Source organism: Paraburkholderia fynbosensis, from assembly GCF_902859935.1.
GTDB lineage: Bacteria > Pseudomonadota > Gammaproteobacteria > Burkholderiales > Burkholderiaceae > Paraburkholderia > Paraburkholderia fynbosensis.
Genome location: NZ_CADIKI010000026.1, coordinates 42,648 through 60,763, shown reverse-complemented (window position 1 = coordinate 60,763; position 18,116 = coordinate 42,648). Strand labels below are relative to the sequence as shown.

The window sequence follows — 18,116 nt, the reverse complement described above, 5'->3', positions numbered from 1 at the left end:
CACGCGGCGCTGACAATCAAGCAAACGCTATGCCGTCCCCGCGTCGAAAGGACGGCGCAAGCTACACGGGGCACTGCGATGTGCGGCCTGCATCTACTTACCATCTTAGATGGCAAATACTGCAACGCGCGGACATTTGCGACAAAACGGTATTGCAGTTTGCAGATGATGGCATGAACGCCATGACGGCAGGCGCCCGGGGGCACGCCCCTATCGCAACACATCAAACCGCGTCCACGGCCACGACGGCCGGTCGCGCATATACCCGTTCAGCCAGTTCCACTGCGGATGCCGCTTCATGAACGCCTGCGCGTCGAACGGCCGTCCGCAAGGATGACCCCAGCGCGCGGTGAACGCCATCGCGCGCGCCATTTCGCTGTCGACCACCTTGCCGTCGTTGGCTCCCCAGGGATTGAACGGTCCATGATCGGTGCCGCCAAAGCGCGCGTCGTCGAGTTCCAGATGGCCGCAGATGGTACGCGAGCAGGGGTTGTCGTTGCGGTCGAGATAGACGTCGTGGTGATCGGCGATCATCTCCTTGGCCAGCTCCACGTCGATCCTGCCGCGATGCAGTTCTTCGAGCTGCATGAAGCGCAAGCGCCGCGCGCCGTTCTTGCGCACGTCCGTGTAGTCCTCGCCTTCGCCGATACATTCCTGGTTGCGGATCTTCAGGTCGGTCGCCGTGTTATAGCCGCTGTAGAAACCATCCTTGGTGGTCTCGAAGCCCGAATAGTGAAGCCCCAGTTCGTAACGCGCGATCTCGCCGGTCTTCGCGTCGCCGAGCAGCCAGCTGTTCGCATAGCCGCCATTGTTCGCGAGCGCGAACATCTCGCACCATTCGCCGATGCTGTTCGCATACTGCGACGCGCGCCGGGAGCGGTAGAACTCGGGCGCGCCGGCCGCGTTGTAGCCGACGAAGTTGGAGATCGTGGTTTCGGTCACCATCAGCCCGGCGGCCGTGACCCAGAAGTCGGTGAGGCTGGAGATGCAGCCCGGCAAGCCCTGCATCAGGATGCGGTTGCCGCGGTCCGGCACGATGTCGAACACGACGTTGAACGCGTCGCCCGCCGCGTAGCGATCCCAGGAGTTGTGCGCCATCACGATGCGACCGTCGCGCGTCGCGTTGCCGGTGGCGATGAACGCGCTGCAATGGTGCCCGCGCCGGCCGCGCCATGGCTTCGTGCCGAGCTGCGGCTGCTGCCGCGCCGCGTGGCTCGGCCACCAGCTCTGCAGCAGATCCATGTAGCCGTTCCACGCCAGCACTTCGGCGAACGGCAGCTTCGCGCCGTCGGCGATGCCCTGGATTTCATCGGCGAATTCGGTGTCGAGCTTGCTGGCGAACTGGGCGCTCGCGGCTTCGACGAAGGTGTCGAACTCTTCGCCCGTATCCCACTTCGCGAGATAGCGGGCAGTGTGGATCGCGTTGCGGATTTCGGCGGCGAGCAACTGGCCGTGCTGCTCGCCGCGGTCGTAGGGCTCGCCTTCGATATGCAGGAAAATCCAGCCTGCCTGGTCGCGGCGCACGGCATCGAGGGACGGTTCGCTCATCTTCGCTCCGATCGCACGGCGGGCGTCTCGGCGCGCCCGTCCTGACGTAACGCGCGCTGCGGCATCGGTGGCGAAAGCGTGCCGGTTGTGGGCCGCAGCGGTCTCCCCATTGTAGAGAATTTGCGGCGCTTTGCACGGCGCCGCCGGGCCGTGCGCCGGAGGGGGCACGCCGCCTATTGGGTCGGATTCATGCGGAAATAGGCGTCGAGCAGCGAAGTCTTGTAGACCACGCCGGCGAGCTTCGGATGCGCGGCGCTTTCGACCACCGGCAGACGCTCGCCCTGAAATGCCATGAAGTGCTGCAGCGCGACGCCGAGCGACATGTCCGGCGTGAGCACGTCGAAATGCGGCTGAAGATAGTCCGCGGCGGTTTTCGCCGACGTATCGCACTTGTCGAGCAGATCGGACGTGATGTCCTTGAGCGCGACCACGCCGAGAAACGCCCCGGACTCGTTGGCGACGTACAGATACTTCACCGGATATTCGAGGAACACGCGCGTCATGTCCGGCACCGTCGCGTTCGGCAGCACGACGGTTTCGGCGGGGCGAATCAGCTCGCGCATCTGGGTGGCGCGCAGGCGCGTGCGCTCCTGCTCCTCGCGGTTGCGGCGCAACGTGATTTCGTACATCGAGGTCTTGCCGATCGCCCGCGCGATGAAATAGGCGACCACGCATGAGAGCATCAGCGGCAGCACGACCTGGTAGCTGAGCGTCATTTCGAAGATCATCAGGATCGCCATCAGCGGCGCCTGGGTCGCGCCCGCGAGGAACGCGCCCATGCCGACCATCGCGTACGCGTATGGCTCCGAGGTCGCGTGCGGCCACAGCGCGTGCATGCCCTGGCCGAACAGCGAGCCGACCGCCGCGCCGACGAACAGGGTCGGCGTGAAGACCCCGCCGACCGCGCCGGAGCCCGCCGTGGCCGCGGTCGCGGCGAGCTTGAACACGAGCACGACGACGAGCGCGGTCCACGTCCACGGCGAATGCAGAATCGAGTTGACGACGCTATAGCCGTTGCCCCACACCTCGGGCGTCCAGATCGAGATCACGCCGACCACGAAGCCGCCGAGCGCGAGCCGCACGGGCAGCGGCACGGGCAGCTTGCGAAAGGCGGCCTTCGACGCGTCGAGCAGCCGCAAAAACTGCGGTGCGGCGAGCCCGCACAGCGCGCCGAGCGCGACGAACAGCAGCACCTCGAGCCCCGCCACGGCCGGAAACACCGGCATCTCGTACGGCGGCTTGTAGCCAGCGAATTCGCGCATCGTGATGTTGGCGACCACGGCCGACACCACCACCGGCCCGAAGCTCTCCATTGCGATTGAGCCGAGCACGATCTCGGTGACGAAAAACGCGCCCGCGATCGGTGCGCTGTACGCCGAGGTAATGCCCGCCGCCGCGCCGCAGGCGACCAGCAAACGCAGTCGCGACGGATCGAAATGCACCCAGCGCCCGATCAGCGACGAGGCGAGCGCCGCCAGTTGCACCATCGGTCCTTCGCGGCCGATCGAGCCGCCGCTCGCGATCGTGAACAGCGACGACACGCTGCGCCACAGGCTCAGCCTGACCGGCACCACGCCGTCGCCGATCGCAACCGCTTCCATGTAGTCGACGTGATTGCATCTGTCGGCGTGACGCTGCGCGATCAGCAGAAAGAAGCCGGCGATCAGGCCGCCGGCGGCCGGCAACCAGATCCGCACGGTCCACGGCAGGCTGCGCGCCATTTCGACGAAGCTGCCAGCGCGTCCCGCCACCAGCCGTTGCAGCAGCGCGATCGCTTCGCGAAACAGGATCGTCGCGAAAGCGCCGGCGATGCCGACCACCACCGACCAGACCAGCAGCGTGTGGGCGTCCGAAAGACGGAACAGGTTTTGGGCGCGGGTGCGCAGCTTCAGCAGGAATGAAAGCACGTCGACAGTACGGGGCGTGGGAAAGAATTCGGGAACGGACACGGCGACAGCAACGCGCCCGCTGCGGACAGCGGGCGCGTTGCTCGGGCTGGGCGAAGGGAAGCGGCGCGGCTCAAGTCGCCGCCTTGTCGAGTTCCGGGTAGTGCCGGAAGATGCAGGCCTCGTTGTGTTCGATGCGCCGCTCCGACTTCAGATACGCGGCGATGTTGGGCCGCGCGATCACCGCGTCGTGCAACGCGGCGAGGCGCGGATAGTGCTCGCCGAAGCGCTTGAGCGCGCGCGGAAACGCGTAGAGCAGGCCGTCGATCAGCTGGAACATCGACAGGTCCACGTAGCTGAGCGCGTCGCCCACCATGAAGGTATCGCCGGCCGGATTCTGCTTCAGCACGCGCTCGAAATACGACATGAACTTTGGAATCCGGTTGTCGATGAAGTCGTGCGCGCGCACTTTGGCGGCGTCTTTCTGGTCCTCGTAATAGAGGCCGCTCGCGAGCGGATGGTGCGTGTCGTGCGCTTCGGTGACCACGTCGGCGATCGTCAGTTGCAGGCCGTTGGCGACGTAGCGCAAGCTGTCGACCGACGGCGCGAGGTTCAGTCGCGGACCGAGATAGAACAGGATGTTGGCAGTCTGTGCGATCACCAGATCGCCGTCTTTCAGAAACGGCGGCGCAAACGGCGGATATGGCTCGTCGCGGCTTTTCATCAACTGCATCATCGCGCCCGTGCCGAGGCCTTCCGACTCGTCGCCGCGCGCCACTTCCACGTAGTCGGCGCCGGCTTCCTCCAGGGCGAGCCGCACGAATTCGCCGCGGCCTTGCAGGCCGTCCCAATAGTAAAGTTCCAGGCTCATCGGTTGATCCTCATTCCGGTCGTTCATGCGTGCAGCATGAACGGGTTGCAGGAGCAGGTAGCGCCAGCAACCAGTATGCCGCGCCAGCGCGCGCGATGGGTCGCCGGAATGCGCAAAACCCCGCGCGCGGCGGGGTGGGTTCGAAGGCGGGGACGGTTTAGCCGAGCAGGTGCTGGACGGTCCATGTAATCCCCAGTCCGCCGGCAATCAGCCAGACATACAGGATCAGGCCGGTGGTCAACGCACGCGGTCCGGCCTGACGGATCTGCGCGATGCGCGTTTCAATGCCTAGCGCGGTCATGGCCATCGTCAGCGCGAAGGTGTCGAGCGTGTTGAGCGTGCTGGTCGCGGTGTCCGGCAGGACGTGCAGCGAATTGATCACGACACAGGCGAGGAAGCCGAGCGCGAACCACGGAATCGCCAGCTTGCGCGGGGCAGCTTCGTGCGACCCGTCCTGGGAGTCCGTCGCCGCGGCGCGGCGCGCCGAGCGGTTCACCCACATGCCGACCACGAGCAGCACTGGCACCAGCAGCATCACGCGCGTCATCTTGACGATGGTGGCGATGTGCTCCGCCTCCGGGCTCACGTTGCTGGCCGCGCCGACCACCTGCGCCACCTCGTGGATCGTGCCGCCGAAGAACAGGCCCGCGCCGACCGTGTCGAGATGCAGCCAGCCCGCGTTGAACAGGACCGGGTAGAGGAACATCGACAGCGTGCCGAACAGCACCACGCTGCCCACGGCCATCGCGCTCTTGTGCGGCTTCGATTGCAGCGTCGACTCGAACGCGAGCACCGCGGCCGCGCCGCAGATCGCGCTGCCGGCGGCGGTCAGGAGCGCCGTATCACGGTCGAGCTTCATGATTTTCATGCCCGCCCACGTGCCGAGGACGAGCGTGCTCACCACGATCAGCACGGATTCCGCAAGGCCGGGCAGGCCGACCTGAGCAATCTCCTGCAGGCTCACGCGCAGTCCGAAGAACGCGACCGCGATGCGCAGCAGCTTGCGCGCCGAAAAATTGACGCCGGCCGCCCAACTCGCGGGCATGCCGTCGCGCAGCGCGTTGCCGTAAATGGCCCCGGCCACGATGCCGACGATCAGCGGGCTCAGGCCGAGACCGGCAATCGCGGGAATCGATGCGATGCGGGTCACAGCAGCGGCGAACAGCGCGACGAACAGGACGCCATTGAGCTGTCCGCGCGTGGAATGCGCGACGGCGGGTGAGGCGGCGGGCGTCGCTGCGTGAAGTGGCACGGGTGTGGTGGACATAGTGCAGTCCTTGATGACTGACGGAATTCGATGGGGCTAATCCTAAATTAGATATATCGATATGAAAAATCATGATTTAGAATGTGAAGTATCAGACACGCCGATATTTCTAATCCATGACCCCCGATCAGCTTATAACGTTCGCCGCCGTCGCCGAACACCGCAACATCAGCCGGGCGGCCGTGGCGCTGCATTTGTCGCAACCGGCGGTTTCCGGGCAACTGCGGCAGTTGCAGGACGAATTCGGCGAGCCGCTTTACCAGCGCGACGGCCGCGGCGTGCGGCTGACACCCGCCGGCGAGCAACTGGCGAACTATGCGACGCGGCTGCGTGAAACGTGGCGCCAGGCGCACGCGTACCGCGACGCGCTGCGCGGTCTGGAGCAGGGCACGCTGCGAATCGGCGCGAGCACGACGCCGGCGAGCTACCTGCTGCCGTATCTGGTCGCCGATTTCCATCGGCGCTATCCGGACGTGAGCGTGCATACCGCCGACGGCAACACTACGGAGATCGTCGGCGCGCTCGGCTCGGTCGACATCGCGATGATCGAAGGGCCCGTCGGCACCGATCTGCCGCCGGACACCGCCGTGCACGCGTGGCGCGAGGACGAGATCGTCGCGATCGTGCCGCGCTCGCATGCGCTCGCGCATGCGGTGCAGGAAGCACCGGAGGGCGAATGCGGCCGCGTGGAACTGGCGGCCTTTGGTACGCATCCGCTGGTGTTGCGCGAGGCGGGCTCCGGCGTGCGGCAGAGCGTCGAGCGCGCGTTCGCGCGGGCGGGCGTGCCGATGCGGGTCGTCTTGGAGATTGCCGGCGTCGAAGGGGTGAAGGAGGCGGTGCGGGCCGGCATGGGGATCGGCTTCGTCTCCGCGATGTCGATGCGTCACGAGAACGGCGCGTTGTGCATGTTGTCGCTGAGCCCGGAGCCGCTGACGCGTCGGCTGTCGATCCTCGTGCCATATGCGAGTGCGCCGTCGCGGGTGGTGGAAGAGTTTCTCGCACTGTGTCTCGCGGACGGGGGCTGAGTGCCTGCTACGCCGACGTCGCACCGTGCGGCGATGGCCGGTCCCGCTCGCGGCGTCGCTTGGCGTCGATCCCTCGCCACGGGCGTTCCGTGCCTCAACCATGCCCGATAAGCCTGGGGATTTCCTCTATGGTGCGGGCCAAGCGTTCCAGCGCAGTATTCGGACATCGCAAGCGCCTCGGCGCTTTTTTTCGAAATTCATCTGGAACCGGTTCCAATGGTCGTTAAACTTATGGAACCGCGTAAATTCGCCATGACTCAAGCAGTAGACATCGTGATCGTCGCAAGCGCATTCGGGGTGGATGCGGTCCGCGCGGGCGGTCATCTGAAGTGGGCGCAAGCGAGCAAACGGGCCGGCGCGGCGGGTTTCGAAGTGCGTCGCGAACTGTTCGCCGACGAGGCCGACGCCGCTGCGCCGCGCCTGCGCGCGCTCGGCGAGGCGCTCGTCGGGCTGGGCCTGTGGGCCGTCTATTCGACGCCCGCGTTGCTGTACACCTCGGACGGCCGGCTCGACGTCGCCGCCCTGCGTCTCGCACTCGACGAAGCGGCGGCGCTCGGCGCGCGCGTCGTCAAGCTGCAACTCGGCGGCTTCGCCGGTGACGCGCACGGCGCGGCGATTGCTGCGCAGATGGATGGCGCGCACGTGCGGCTCGTCGTCGAGAACGGGCAACTGGCAGAAGGCGGCTCGCTCGCGCAATTCACCGGCCTCTTCGACGCGCTGGCGCGCGAAGGCCGCGGCGGTTTGCTGGGCATGACTTTCGACATCGGCAACTGGGCGTGGCGCGGCGTCGCGCCGCTCGATGCCGCCCGGCTGCTGGCACTGCACGTCGACTATATCCATTGCAAGACGACGGTGGGCGAGGGAGCGCGGCGCTTTCCCGCCGCCCCGGCGGCGGACGATGAGCGCTTCATCGCGGTGCTCGAGCGCTTGCCGCGCGATGTGCCGCGCGGCATCGAGTTTCCGTTCGATGCAAGCCGCCTCGAGGCGGACGCGGCGCATTACGTCGGATGGCTGGCCGCCGTGTCGACAGAATCCGCAGCAAAGGCAACACCCAGGAGCCACGCATGAGCACCCCAGCCGCAGCACTCGATGTCATCACTTACGGCGAGGCGATGGCCATGTTCGTCGCCGCCGAAACCGGCCCGCTCGCGGGCGTCGGGCAATTTACGAAGCGCATCGCTGGCGCGGATCTGAACGTGGCGATCGGTCTGGCGCGGCTCGGCTTCAAGGTGGGCTGGATGAGCCGCGTCGGCAACGATTCGTTCGGCCAGTACGTGCGCGACACGTTGACCCGCGAGGGCATTGACCAGCGTTGCGTCAGCACTGACGAACGTTATCCGACCGGCTTCCAGCTGAAATCGAAAAACGACGACGGCAGTGACCCGGCGGTCGAATACTTCCGCAAGGGTTCGGCGGCGAGCCATCTGTCGCTCGCCGACTATGCCGCCGACTATGTGCTGCCCGCCCGTCACCTGCATCTGACCGGCGTCGCGCCCGCGATCTCGGCGAGTTCGCGTGAACTCGCGTTTCATCTCGCGCGTGAAATGCGCGCGGCGGGCAAGACGATTTCGTTCGACCCGAACCTGCGCCCGACGCTGTGGCCATCGCGCGCGGCGATGGTCGAAGGTCTGAACGCGCTCGCCGCGTTGGCCGACTGGGTGCTGCCCGGTATCGGCGAGGGCGAGATCCTGACTGGCTACACGCAGCCGGAAGACATCGCCAGCTTCTATCTGGAGCGCGGCGCGCGCGGCGTAATCATCAAGCTCGGTGCGCGGGGCGCGTACTTCCGCACCGCCGACGAAGCCGGCGTGATCACTGGTCAGCCGGTTGCCAAAGTCGTGGACACGGTCGGCGCGGGCGATGGCTTCGCAGTCGGCGTGGTCAGCGCGCTGCTCGAAGGCAGGACGCTGCCGCAAGCGGTCGCGCGCGGCAACCGCATCGGCGCGCTGGCGATCCAGGTGATCGGCGATTCGGAAGGGTTGCCGCAGCGCGCCGAGCTCGATGCGCTCGAACGGGGCGATGTGGATGCGGCTAAGGCCGTCGCATCGGCCGGCGCTGCGCGCATTGCAACTGCGGCCTGACCGCGCCTTATCCGCACGCATCTGGCCGCCTCGATAACAGCAAGAGCGCTCGACAGCGCCCCAGCACCGTCCATTGTTGTTTCAGGAAGCAGGAGACACTCATGACCTCATCACTTGCGATTCGCCGTTGGTGGACGATCATGCCGATCGTATTCATCACGTACAGCCTTGCTTATCTCGATCGCGCGAACTTCGGCTTCGCGTCGGCCGCCGGCATCAACCAGGATCTCGGCATCAGTAAAGGGCTGTCGTCGCTGATCGGCGCGCTCTTCTTCCTCGGCTATTTCTTCTTCCAGATTCCCGGTGCGATCTACGCGGAACGCCGCAGCGTCAAGAAGCTGGTGTTCTGGAGCCTGATCCTGTGGGGCGGCTGCGCGGCGCTCACCGGCATGGTCAGCAATATCCCGTCGCTGATGGTGATTCGCTTCGTGCTCGGCGTCGTCGAAGCCGCCGTGATGCCCGCGATGCTGATCTTCATCAGCAACTGGTTCACCAAGAGCGAGCGCTCGCGCGCCAACACTTTCCTGATTCTCGGCAATCCGGTGACGGTGCTGTGGATGTCGGTGGTGTCGGGCTATCTCGTCCATTCGTTCGGCTGGCGGCAGATGTTCATCGCCGAGGGCGCGCCCGCGATCGTCTGGGCGGTGTGCTGGTGGTTCCTCGTGAAGGACAAGCCGCAGCAGGTCTCGTGGCTTACCCAGCAGCAGAAGGATGACCTCGCGCAAACGCTGCGCGCCGAGCAGGCCGCGATCAAACCGGTGCGCAATTACAGCGAAGCGTTCCGCACGCCCGCGGTGATCAAGCTGAGCGCGCAATATTTCTGCTGGAGCATCGGCGTGTATGGTTTCGTGCTGTGGCTGCCGTCGATCCTGAAGAACGGCTCGACGCTCGGCATGGTCGAAACCGGCTGGCTGTCGGCGCTGCCGTATCTCGCCGCGACCATCGCGATGCTTGCAGCTTCGTGGGCATCGGATAAACTCAACCGCCGTAAAGTGTTCGTGTGGCCGTTCCTGCTGGTCGGCGCGGTGGCGTTCGCGGCGTCGTACGCGCTCGGCTCCACGCACTTCTGGCTGTCGTACGCCATGCTGGTGATCGCGGGCGGCGCGATGTACGCGCCGTATGGTCCGTTCTTCGCGATCGTGCCCGAGCTGCTGCCGAAGAACGTCGCGGGCGGCGCGATGGCGCTGATCAACAGCATGGGCGCACTCGGTTCGTTCGTCGGCTCGTACGTGGTCGGTTATCTGAACGGCGCCACCGGTTCGCCCGCCGCGTCGTATGCATTCATGAGCGTGGCGCTGATCGCCGCGGTGATCCTGACGCTGATCGTCAAGCCGCAGCCGCGGACGGACGCCTCAACGGCAACACCCACGCTCACCACACCGCTGCAAGGAAAATAAAGCTCATGAAGAAGATCGTCGCCTGGAAGTCGCTGCCCGAAGATGTGCTCGCGTATCTGCAACAGCATGCTGAAGTGGTGCAGGTCGATCCCACGCAGCACGACGCGTTCGTCGCCGCGTTGCGCGATGCCGATGGCGGCATCGGCGCGAGTGTGAAAGTCACGCCGGCGATGCTCGAAGGCGCGAGCCGTCTGAAAGCGCTCTCGACCATCTCGGTGGGCTTCGATCAGTTCGACGTCGCCGATCTCACGCGGCGCGGCATCGTGCTCGCGCACACGCCGGACGTGCTGACCGAGTCCACCGCCGACACCGTATTTTCGCTGATCCTCGCGTCGGCGCGCCGGGTCGTCGAACTCGCCGAATGGGTGAAGGCGGGGCAGTGGCGCGACAGCATCGGAGCGGCCCAGTTCGGCGTCGACGTGCAGGGCAAGACGCTCGGCATCGTCGGGCTGGGACGGATCGGCGGCGCGGTCGCGCGACGCGCGGCACTCGGCTTCAACATGAAGGTGCTCTACACCAATCGCAGCGCGAATCCGCAGGCTGAACAGGCGTATGGCGCGCGGCGCGTCGAACTGGCGGAACTGCTGGCGACTTCGGATTTTGTCTGCCTGCAGGTGCCGCTCACGGCCGAGACGAGGCATATGATCGGCGCGGCCGAACTTCGGTCGATGAAGAAGAGCGCGATCCTGATCAATGCCTCGCGCGGCGCGACCGTCGATGAACCGGCACTGGTCGAAGCATTGCAAAACGGCACGATTCACGGCGCGGGGCTCGACGTGTTCGATACCGAACCGCTGCCGGCCGACTCGCCTTTGCTGAAGCTGGCGAATGTGGTCGCGCTGCCGCATATCGGCTCGGCGACTCATGAGACACGCCACGCGATGGCGCGTAATGCCGCGGAGAATCTGGTTGCGGCGCTCGACGGGACGCTGACGGTGAATGTCGTCAATCGGGACGTGTTGGGTAAGTAAGTTCGGTTGCGTGCGTGCGCTTGAGAGGAAGCGACGTTCGTGGGCCGACGCGCAAGCCGATGTGCGCCGGCGTACGTGACTGAGTCAACACGAGCAGGCCGTCACGCGTCGGGCGGCTGCCGTGCGCCGACATGAGTGAGCCGCTGCGAGTGAATCAAATACAGGAGTGAGCCACCCCGAGCGGGCCGAGACGAATGAGCCAACATGATGACCCAACGCGTGAAGCGCCGCCGGCCACGCAGCAGCAGCCGCTACCGCGCCGCGCGACGATTACCGATGTCGCGCGCGAAGCCGGCACCGGCAAAACCAGCATCTCCCGCTATCTGAACGGCGAGATGAGCGTGCTGTCGCCGGAGTTGCGCGCGCGCATCGAAGCCGCGATCGCGCGGCTCGACTATCAGCCCAACCAGATGGCGCGTGGTCTCAAGCGCGGCCGCAACCGGTTGATCGGCATGCTGCTCGCCGATCTGACGAATCCGTACACCGTCGAAGTACTGCAAGGTGTGGAGGCGGCGTGTCACGCGCTCGGCCTGATGCCGCTGATCTGCCACGCGGCGAACGAGGTGGAGATGGAGCGCCGCTATCTGCAACTGCTGACCACATATCGGGTGGAAGGTGTGATCGTCAACGCGCTCGGCGTGCGGGAGGAAACGCTGCGGCCAGTGGGTGGCGGGGGAATTCCGGCGGTGCTGGTCGACCGTTCGGTGGATGGACTCGTCGCCGATATGGTCGGGCTCGACAACCGGGCCGCGGCTGATCTCGGTACGCGCCATCTGCTGGAGCAGCGCTTCGAGGACATCTGGTTCGTCGTCCAGCCGTTCGAGCAGGTCAGCTCGCGGCAACTGCGCGAGCTCGCGTTTCGTGACGCGATGCGCGCTCAAAGCGCCGCACGCGGACATACGCTGGTGCTCAATCTCGCGGATGCCGCCGATGTCGGGCGCGGTCTGGCCCAATTGGACCGTGCCATTGATGCGGCCAACGCAACCAACGCCGCCAATACAGCGAACACAACCAGCGCGGCCAACGCGGTCCCTGCGGACAATCCGGGCAACTCAACTGCGCTCCCGCGCATCGCGCTCTTCGCCGCCAACGCCCCCGTCGCACTGCGCCTCGCCTTGCACCTGAAAGCCCGCTACGGCGCAGACTGGCAAGCCCGCGTCGCGCTCCTCTCGATCGACGACCCCGACTGGGCCGAGTTGGCCGGCATCACGACGATCCGTCAGCCGACCTACGACATCGGCTACCGCGCGGTCGAGTTCCTGCACGAGCGCATCGAAGGCGTTCAAAGCATCGCGCGCGACTGTCTGCTGCCGGGCGAGTTGATCGTTCGCGCGTCAACTTTGCGCTGATCTGCGATCATGCGGGCTGCGGCGCGCAGCGGGTGCGCGCCGGTCATCGCAAGGAAACTCATGGTTGTTGCACCGCTTACCCTCTCGAGTCTCGCCGTCGCGACGCTGTTCGTCGCCGCCTTACCGTTCCTCATCTACCGGCGTCTGCGCCGCCCGCTCGCGCTCAAGCCGCGCGACGCGATCACCGGCATCGCCGTGTTCGCGCTGTTCGCGATGGTGATCGAGCGCGCGCTGAACGACTATCTGCTGCATCGGAACGCGGCGACGGCCACCTTCCTGTCGAATCCGCTCGCCTTCGTCGTGTACGGCGCGCTGGCCGCGGGCATTTGCGAAGAAGTGGGGCGGTTCATCGGCATGCGGCTGATGCTCAAGCGCGCTGCGGCAAAATCGCCGGCCGCCACCCACGCCACGCGCGCCGACGACGGCACCGCGCTCACCTACGGGCTCGGCCATGGCGGCGCGGAAGCGTGGCTGGTCGGCGTGCTGGTGCAGATTCAATGGATCCTGTTCGCGGTGTTCGAGAACCGCGGCGAACTGGACGGCTACCTGAGCAATCTGCCGGCCGATTCGTTGATGCGCATCCACCTGATTCTCGCCAGCCTGACGCCGCAGACGGCCGGCATTTTCGCGCTCGAACGGGTGGCTGCGCTGGTGTTTCAGATCGGCCTGTCGGTGCTGATGTGGCGTGGCGTGCGCGCGGGCTGGCGCGCCATTCTGCCGCTCGCGATCGTCCTGCACGCGCTCGTCGACGTGCCCGCCGTGCTGTTCCAGGCGCAGCTCGTGCCGCTCGCGGCGGTGGACGCGGTGTATGCGCTGGGCGCGCTGATCGTTGCGGGTCTGCTGTTCAGAACTTTCCGGCGTCCCGTAGCGGTGGCGTGATCCGGTGTCTCGCTAAAGTACCGGCCCTCGCCTAAAATCGGTTCCCTTTTCGGAACCACTTCTGGACCACGTCCGGCGGACCCCATGGAAGCTTACCAATACGACTGCGCCAATCCCGAGTTCGAGGAACTGGCGCGCGTCATCAGCGATCTGTTTCCCGAGCAGACGCAGTTCATTCAGCGCGCGGCGGAAGACGGCACGCCGACGCTGGCGATTCACTGGGTAGCGATGCGCTTCGGCGCGACCGCGCGGCGCATCGTGATGACGGTGGTGATCACGCCGGCGGCGCTCGCGCGCTACCGTGCGTTGCCGCCGCGGCTGCGCGGCCGAGGTTTTGCGGTGTTGCGCGCGTATGTCGAAGCGAGCCTCGGTTCGCTCGAAGAGCAGTACGCGAATGGCGAAGCGGTGCCGCGCGAGGTCACCGTGGACCTCGGCGACGAGTTTGCCTGAGAGAGTCGTGTGAGACGCTCGCTTCGGGCGATCGCCTGAGCCAGCTCATGGATCGCTCAGTGGCCCGCTCGTGAAACGGCTCAGTCCGCGAGCCGGTATACCTTCGCGAAGCGCGCGGCCTGGACCACGCCATAGTCGCCGGGCGCGTATTGCATGACCCAGTCGCCGGCGGCACCGCGCAACACGTCGCCGTCCGCGGAACGGGCGAGCGAGAACGCTTCGTTCATCTGTTTGGCCAGTACGACGGCGGGACGGTTGCGGTATGCGCCGGCTTCGCCGTGCGCGAGGGCGGCGTCGGTGGGAAGGTACTTGGCGTCGAAGCGCTCGCGCGACACGACCCAGCGCTCGCCTGTCGATCCGGTGATCAGCGCGTCGCCGCGCCCATAGCGGTTCGGGCCTTCGAGGCTCATCAATTCGCCTTCGGCAGCGGCGAATTCGACGCTCACGGTTTCGTCCTTGACGACGCGTCGAGCGAGCGCGTCAGTGCGCAGATCGAGATTCTTGAGTTCGGTCATGAAGCAGGTAGGGGTGGATATATCGACGACGTGCCGGCGATGCGGACCGTGCGTCGGGGCAGTGCATCGGGACGTCATGCCTCGATGCCGCGAACCCGCATCATGCCAGATGCATCTGGCGACCGGCTGCTTTTGCACGCGCGACACGCTGGATCGCGGCGCCATCGGCGAGCTTGATCACGGCATAGAGGGAGTAAGACAGGACTTGCCGCGTGACGGACAAGCGAAGCGGGAGTCGGGCGGAACCCGGGCGAGGCGCGGCGTGCGTGACTGCCGGGTGACTGCATATGCAAGTCACCCGCAAAGGAGCGGCAGGCGCAGCGCGAGCCACCGCGCTACGCGCAAGCAAGCTGCTTAAGGCTTCACGATCGCATCGCTAGCGGGCGTCGACTTGCCGACCTTACCCTTGCCATGGCGATGACGATGGCCGCCATCGACCGTGTCCGAGTGATGGAACGTCGCGTCGGCGAGCTTCTTCTGCTCCGGCGACAGGCTGTTGTACAGCGGATCGAACGCGTCGACTAGCTTCTTCATGCCGTCCGCGTGCGCTTGCGCGATGGTCGCGTACTGCTTCATGTCGTCGAGCGCGGTGACGTTGGTCGCGGCCTTGCGTTGCTGGAACAACTGGCCCATCGTCTCGCCGTTGCCGCGCATCACGTCGGCGAAGGCATTCCATTGCGTTTCCTGCGCGGGCGTGATCTTCAGTTGCGCGTGCAGATAGGCGATGCGATCTTCGACGTTGCGCTCATGGCCGGCCTTGCCCGCGGGCGCCGAGGCGGCGCTCGCCGGTGCCGGGGCGGGCGCGGGGGTTTGTGCGAACGCGCCGCTCATGGAAACTGCAGTAGCCAGCATGACAAGTGCTTTTTTCATCGAAACTCCTGATGTCTATTCGAATTGGGACAAGGCGTGTGGCGAGCGGCCGGGTTGCGTCAGCCATCGCGACGCACGGCGGCCGGCTGCCCGATTTCGCCGTGGCCGTTATTAGTATCACGATATCCCTACAATGCGGCTCCAATGCGACAAACGCTTACAACCGAAACGAACGGGAAATAGCCGGTGGATAAATTCGTCAGCATGGAAATATTCGTCGCCGTGGTCGAGGCGGGCAGCCTGACGGCGGCGGCAGAGCGCTTCGACATTTCGTCGGCGATGGTGGGCAAGCATTTGCGCGCGCTCGAAAGCCGGTTGGCCGTGCGGCTGATGACGCGTAGCACGCGTCGGCAAAGTCTGACGGAAATAGGCCAACAGTATTACGAGCAATGCAGACGCATCCTCGCCGATGTGAAGCAGGCCGAGTCGCTCGCCGAGGCGATGACCGCCTCGCCGCGCGGCGTGCTCAAGGTGACGGTGCCGCTGACCTACGGCGTCGAAGTCTTCGCCCCGGCAATGACCGACTATCTGAGCGCGTGGCCCGACGTGAGTCTCGAACTCGATCTGTCGAACCGCATCATCGACCTGGTGGAAGAGGGCTTCGACGCGTCGGTGCGCATCGGTCAACTGGCGGATTCGAGCCTGGTCGCGCGGCCGTTGAAGCCTTACCGGATGCGCGCCTGTGCGTCGCCGGCGTACCTCGCGCGCGCCGGCACGCCGCGCACGCCGGCCGATCTCGTCCATCATGAATGCCTCGGTTTTCTGCACTGGGGCCGCGAAGGTCTGTGGCGTCTCGACGGCGAGAGCACCGAACACAACCCGCTGCGCGCGGGCCGCTTTCGCGCAAACAACGGTCAGGCGCTGAAGATGGCGGCGCTGCGCGGTTTCGGTCTGGTGCTGCAGCCGCAGGCGCTGCTCGCGCGCGAGATCGCCAGCGGCGAACTGGTGTCGGTGCTGGAGGAGTATCTGCCCGACGGCGCGCCCGTGCATCTGATCTATCCGCGTGATCGCCAGGCCACGCCCAAGCTCACCACCTTCGTCGATTTCGTGATCGAGCGATTCGGGGCGTGAGGGCGGCCGCGTTGGCAAGCAGTTCCACCAGCGCCATTCCATGCTAAAGACGCGCGATAATCCGCTCGACCACAGACCCACTCCATCCACTTCCCCAGACCCCCGATGAGACCTCCGCGCCTCGACCAGCTCGACGACCTCGACCGCAACCTCGTTGCACTGCTGCAAGCCAACGCCCGCGAAAGCGTCGCCAGTCTCGCGCGCCAGCTCGACGTGGCGCGCACCACGGTGATCGCGAGAATCGCGCGGCTGGAGCGCAGCAACGTGATCGCCGGCTATAGCGTGCGGCTCGGCCAGGATGTGCTCGATTCGAGCCTCATGGCCTACGTCGGCATGATCATCGCGCCCAAGCACGGACCGTCCGTGCAAAAGCGTCTTGGCAAGATGCCCGAGGTGCAGTTGCTGTGCGCGGTGAGCGGTGAGTTCGACTACGTCGCGTGGCTGCGCGCCGATTCGCCCGACCGGCTGAACGATCTGCTCGACCAGATCGGCGGCATGGAAGGTGTGGAGCGGACCACGACCTCGATCATCCTCGCGCGCAAGATCGATCGCGGGATGGTTTGACGGCGGTATGGGAACGCGCGCGGCCCTTCCAATTCGCTAGCTTTTACATGTTTTTTAGATCGTTTCGACAGTTCGACCCATGTCTTCGTCATAACGTCGAAACCCATGGTCATAACGCATCATTTTGCGCGTATGAACTGTTTTTGCTTCTCCCTAAACTGTTGCTCAAGGGTTCAGCCCGCGAGGCGCGGCGCGTCAGCGTGGCGTACTTGTCAAGCTGGGCACAGCACACACATAACAAAGGAGAAGCGCATGAAGGTAGCCATTGTTGGTGCAGGTCTGATCGGACACACCATCGCTCATATGCTGCGTGAAACCGGCGACTACGACGTCGTCGCATTCGACCGCGATCAGCACGCGCTCGACAAGCTCGCCGCCCAGGGCATCCCGACGCGGCGCGTCGATTCCGCCGATGCCGCCGCACTGCGCGCCGCGATGCAAGGCTTCGACGCGCTCGTCAACGCGCTGCCGTATTACCTTGCGGTGAACGTGGCCTCGGCGGCCAAAGGCGCGGGCGTGCATTACTTCGATCTGACCGAGGACGTGCGCGCGACCCACGCGATCCGCGCGATCGCCGATGACGCCGAGCACGCGTTCATGCCGCAGTGCGGTCTCGCGCCGGGCTTCATCGGCATTGCCGCGCACGAATTGGCGAACCGCTTCAGCGAAATCCGCGATGTCAAGATGCGCGTCGGCGCACTGCCGGAGTTTCCGACCAATGCGCTGAAGTACAACCTGACCTGGAGCGTCGACGGCCTGATCAACGAATACTGTCAGCCGTGCGAAGCGATCCGCGACAGCCGCACGCAGTGGGTGCAGCCGCTCGAAGGCCTCGAGCACTTTTCGCTCGACGGCACCGAGTACGAAGCGTTCAATACGTCCGGCGGCCTGGGGACGCTGTGCGAGACGCTCGCGGGGCGAGTCGAATCGCTCGACTACAAGTCGGTGCGTTATCCGGGCCACCGCAATCTGATGCAGTTCCTGCTCGAAGACCTGCGTCTGTCCAGCGACCGCGACACGCTGAAGACCATCATGCGCCGTTCGGTGCCATCGACCGCGCAAGACGTCGTGCTGGTGTTCATCACGGTAAGCGGCATGCGCGACGGTCAACTGGTGCAGGAAGTGTTTACCCGCAAGATTTTCGCGAAAACGGTGTGCGGCGTGCCGATGAGTGCGATCCAGATCACCACGGCCGGCGCGATGTGCGCAGTGCTCGATCTGTTCCGCGAGCAGAAGCTGCCGCAAAGAGGCTTCGTGCGTCAGGAGCAGGTGTCGCTCACCGACTTCCTCGCGAACCGCTTCGGCAAACTGTACGAAGGACAGTCGCTGGGGGCGCTGGCGACGGCCTGACGCGCAAGCCGTCGTCGGCCTG

At 65.6% G+C, this 18,116-nt stretch carries 17 protein-coding genes; 11 read left to right on the top strand and 6 right to left on the bottom strand.

The window, feature by feature from the left end:
- Positions 1–210 precede the first annotated feature (210 nt).
- The 4 genes from HV770_RS32420 to HV770_RS32405 form a co-directional block, all read right to left on the bottom strand.
- Positions 211–1,548 carry a C45 family autoproteolytic acyltransferase/hydrolase gene (locus tag HV770_RS32420; protein ID WP_175165582.1) on the bottom strand — a complete coding sequence of 446 codons (1,338 nt, stop codon included), beginning with the start codon at positions 1,546–1,548 and terminating at the stop codon, positions 211–213.
- 173 nt (positions 1,549–1,721) lie between these two features.
- Positions 1,722–3,455, bottom strand: a complete 1,734-nt coding sequence (locus HV770_RS32415) for a ClcB-like voltage-gated chloride channel protein (RefSeq protein WP_175165626.1) — start codon at positions 3,453–3,455, stop codon at positions 1,722–1,724.
- A gap of 112 nt (positions 3,456–3,567) precedes the next feature.
- Positions 3,568–4,305: a glutathione S-transferase gene (locus HV770_RS32410; RefSeq protein ID WP_175165581.1), complete on the bottom strand. Its 738-nt coding sequence runs from the start codon at positions 4,303–4,305 to the stop codon at positions 3,568–3,570.
- A 157-nt stretch (positions 4,306–4,462) separates the two neighbouring features.
- Positions 4,463–5,572, bottom strand: a complete 1,110-nt coding sequence (locus tag HV770_RS32405; protein ID WP_175165580.1) for a YeiH family protein — start codon at positions 5,570–5,572, stop codon at positions 4,463–4,465.
- 116 nt (positions 5,573–5,688) lie between these two features.
- On the opposite strand from HV770_RS32405, the gene HV770_RS32400 reads away from it, so the two are divergent.
- From HV770_RS32400 to HV770_RS32365, 8 genes are all read left to right on the top strand, one after another.
- Complete coding sequence (locus HV770_RS32400; protein ID WP_175165579.1) at positions 5,689–6,597, top strand: LysR family transcriptional regulator; 909 nt, start codon at positions 5,689–5,691, stop codon at positions 6,595–6,597.
- A gap of 252 nt (positions 6,598–6,849) precedes the next feature.
- The gene (locus HV770_RS32395; RefSeq protein WP_175165578.1) at positions 6,850–7,665 is read left to right on the top strand and encodes a sugar phosphate isomerase/epimerase family protein; all 816 of its coding nucleotides are present in this window, start codon (positions 6,850–6,852) and stop codon (positions 7,663–7,665) included.
- Positions 7,662–8,678 (top strand): sugar kinase, encoded by a 1,017-nt coding sequence (locus HV770_RS32390; protein WP_175165577.1) that lies wholly within the window; start codon positions 7,662–7,664, stop codon positions 8,676–8,678. Before HV770_RS32395 ends, HV770_RS32390 begins: the two co-directional genes overlap by 4 nt.
- 101 nt (positions 8,679–8,779) lie before the next feature.
- On the top strand, positions 8,780–10,075 hold the full coding sequence (locus HV770_RS32385) for an MFS transporter (protein WP_175165576.1): 1,296 nt from the start codon (positions 8,780–8,782) through the stop codon (positions 10,073–10,075).
- A gap of 5 nt (positions 10,076–10,080) precedes the next feature.
- Positions 10,081–11,046 (top strand): 2-hydroxyacid dehydrogenase, encoded by a 966-nt coding sequence (locus HV770_RS32380; RefSeq protein WP_175165575.1) that lies wholly within the window; start codon positions 10,081–10,083, stop codon positions 11,044–11,046.
- Positions 11,047–11,240: 194 nt separating this feature from the next.
- Positions 11,241–12,395: a LacI family DNA-binding transcriptional regulator gene (locus tag HV770_RS32375; RefSeq protein WP_175165574.1), complete on the top strand. Its 1,155-nt coding sequence runs from the start codon at positions 11,241–11,243 to the stop codon at positions 12,393–12,395.
- A 60-nt stretch (positions 12,396–12,455) separates the two neighbouring features.
- Positions 12,456–13,274 carry a YhfC family intramembrane metalloprotease gene (locus HV770_RS32370; RefSeq protein WP_175165573.1) on the top strand — a complete coding sequence of 273 codons (819 nt, stop codon included), beginning with the start codon at positions 12,456–12,458 and terminating at the stop codon, positions 13,272–13,274.
- Between the two features lie 84 nt (positions 13,275–13,358).
- On the top strand, positions 13,359–13,724 hold the full coding sequence (locus tag HV770_RS32365; protein ID WP_175165572.1) for a DUF3022 domain-containing protein: 366 nt from the start codon (positions 13,359–13,361) through the stop codon (positions 13,722–13,724).
- Positions 13,725–13,804: 80 nt separating this feature from the next.
- On the opposite strand, the gene HV770_RS32360 is transcribed toward HV770_RS32365, so the two are convergent.
- Together HV770_RS32360 and HV770_RS32355 are read right to left on the bottom strand one after the other, a co-directional pair.
- Positions 13,805–14,239, bottom strand: coding sequence for a PGDYG domain-containing protein (locus HV770_RS32360; RefSeq protein WP_175165571.1), 435 nt, complete (start codon positions 14,237–14,239; stop codon positions 13,805–13,807).
- 354 nt (positions 14,240–14,593) lie between these two features.
- Positions 14,594–15,109: a Spy/CpxP family protein refolding chaperone gene (locus HV770_RS32355; protein ID WP_175165570.1), complete on the bottom strand. Its 516-nt coding sequence runs from the start codon at positions 15,107–15,109 to the stop codon at positions 14,594–14,596.
- 186 nt (positions 15,110–15,295) lie between these two features.
- Between HV770_RS32355 and HV770_RS32350 the strand changes: the two genes are divergently transcribed.
- From HV770_RS32350 to HV770_RS32340, 3 genes are all read left to right on the top strand, one after another.
- Entirely contained in the window at positions 15,296–16,180 is an 885-nt protein-coding gene (locus HV770_RS32350) for a LysR family transcriptional regulator (RefSeq protein ID WP_175165569.1), read from the top strand.
- A gap of 105 nt (positions 16,181–16,285) precedes the next feature.
- Positions 16,286–16,744: an Lrp/AsnC family transcriptional regulator gene (locus HV770_RS32345; RefSeq protein ID WP_175165568.1), complete on the top strand. Its 459-nt coding sequence runs from the start codon at positions 16,286–16,288 to the stop codon at positions 16,742–16,744.
- A 252-nt stretch (positions 16,745–16,996) separates the two neighbouring features.
- Positions 16,997–18,094, top strand: coding sequence for a saccharopine dehydrogenase family protein (locus tag HV770_RS32340; protein ID WP_175165567.1), 1,098 nt, complete (start codon positions 16,997–16,999; stop codon positions 18,092–18,094).
- Positions 18,095–18,116: the final 22 nt, after the last annotated feature.